This is a genomic window from Methylobacterium sp. E-041, from assembly GCF_022829665.1.
Classification (GTDB): Bacteria; Pseudomonadota; Alphaproteobacteria; order Rhizobiales; family Beijerinckiaceae; genus Methylobacterium.
In genome coordinates this window covers 1-1,619 of sequence record NZ_JAKSYQ010000233.1, presented here as the reverse complement: position 1 = coordinate 1,619, position 1,619 = coordinate 1, and the positions used below count along the sequence as shown (strand labels likewise).

The following is a 1,619-nucleotide window of genomic DNA, read 5'->3' as shown; positions in this document are numbered from 1 at the left end:
AAACATCATTTTTCAGGCGGTAGACACAAGCGCTTGAGCAGTTGTGAAGCAAATGCGCCGGCCACGCTCCAGGACCGTAGCTGCCGGCTCTCGCTGTTTTCGACCACCGTGCGAGTGGGTCAGAGCAACGCCTTCGCTACGAGCCCTGAGGATGAAATTGCCTCCGGGCAGACGGTCCGTCAATCATCCCAAGGGGGCACTGATCAGATACTCGTCGTCTCCATCTGCCGGCTTTTCGACACGTTCACTTCCTTAAACAAGTCGTCCATGGAAGCGCGCGGCTTCGCTCCAGCGGGTAAACCGTGAAGGGTGATGTCGAGTGAGCCTTTGCCACCCTTAGCGACTGGAGCCTGATCTCCATACATCCGCTGCATCATCCGATCGCCCATGCGGCTGGAAGATCCGGGAGCATCAGTAGACGGCCCAGATCCAGAACCGTAGGTTTTTGAGCGGATACGTCCATTTGGCATCCGCATGGTGCCATTGCCAAGGTCGACGCCGACTTGACCGTCAAGACCGGTCGCCGCACCGCCGCCTGATGCCGACGCAGACGCCGCGCTTTCACCGTCCAGCCGCAGTCGGTTCAAGAATGGCAGGCGGATCCGATAGGCGAGGTCGTGATGCCGAGGGTTCTCGAATTTCGAGATGCCGGCGTAGAGCGCAGCTTCATCGCTCGGTGCACCCATCATCGCGCGATAGGCTTTGTTGTGGCTTACCGCTCCCGGCAGACCCAGCATCTCCATGCGGAGATATTCCTGCTGAACTCCACGATCACGCCAATCCTTACCTTGGGAAGCGGCGTACTTCCGAAGGAGAGGGAAACGCGGGTTGCCCCGCGCATCCGACCACTGCGCGGTGCCGTGCGCGTGACCGGAGTCGCCGGGGATACTCGGATCTAGGTTCAACCCCGACTCGCCCTGCATCATGGCGATCGTCGCTTGGGCCTTCCCCTTCAGCATGCCGAGGCCGCCTTCGGAGACGGGGCGCTGGAGCATCTCCATCCACGGCGCGATGTTGTCTCGGCCCTGCGCGCTCAACCGCCCACGCGCGGCGCGGCGACCATCGTTCCCAGTGTAGCTCCCCGTGTTCCCGCCACCGGAGCTGGACAGGACCGGAGCACTTCCACCGAGCGGCGGAGGAATGATGTGCCCCGTGCCACCACCTCCCCCGCCCGAGCCACCGCCATAGCCACCACCCATCGTCGGGAGCGGGCCGCCGAAGCCGCCAAGGCCCGCGGAGCCGCCGCGCATACCGGGGCCGCCTCCAAACGACGCCTTCTGAATTAAGCTACCAGCGTTCGCGAGAGGTCCGCTGTAGCTCATCGGGATCGCGGACACCTCACTCGGCCCAGCGCCATCCTTCGACCGCTTGATCGCGTCCGTGAGGTGCGGATTTCTTTTTCGAGCGACTTGATCTCGTCGGCGTTCTTGACCGGATCTGCGTTCAGCGCGTCCCGGCGCTTCGTGGCGTCGGTTAGGTGTCGAAGCTATGAAGGTTGTTCACCCGGGGCGGGGGTGAGAGGCTGGGGTTGCGAAGCCAACCAACCCTGACCGAGCGCCCCGGATGAACACCCATCAGCATGCCCGCATGACGGTCCATGGTCGAGCTCTTCTGGTGAA

At 62.9% G+C, this 1,619-nt stretch carries 1 protein-coding gene; it reads right to left on the bottom strand.

What is annotated here, in order from left to right:
• Positions 1-203: 203 nt before the first annotated feature.
• Complete coding sequence (locus MKK70_RS21955) at positions 204-995, bottom strand: phage tail tip lysozyme (RefSeq protein WP_243949890.1); 792 nt, start codon at positions 993-995, stop codon at positions 204-206.
• Positions 996-1,619: the final 624 nt, after the last annotated feature.

Coding starts and splice junctions, on each gene's coding strand:
- MKK70_RS21955 (WP_243949890.1), bottom strand. CDS start 995: ATGCTCCAGCGCCCCGTCTCCGAAGGCGGCCTCGGCATGCTGAAGGGG.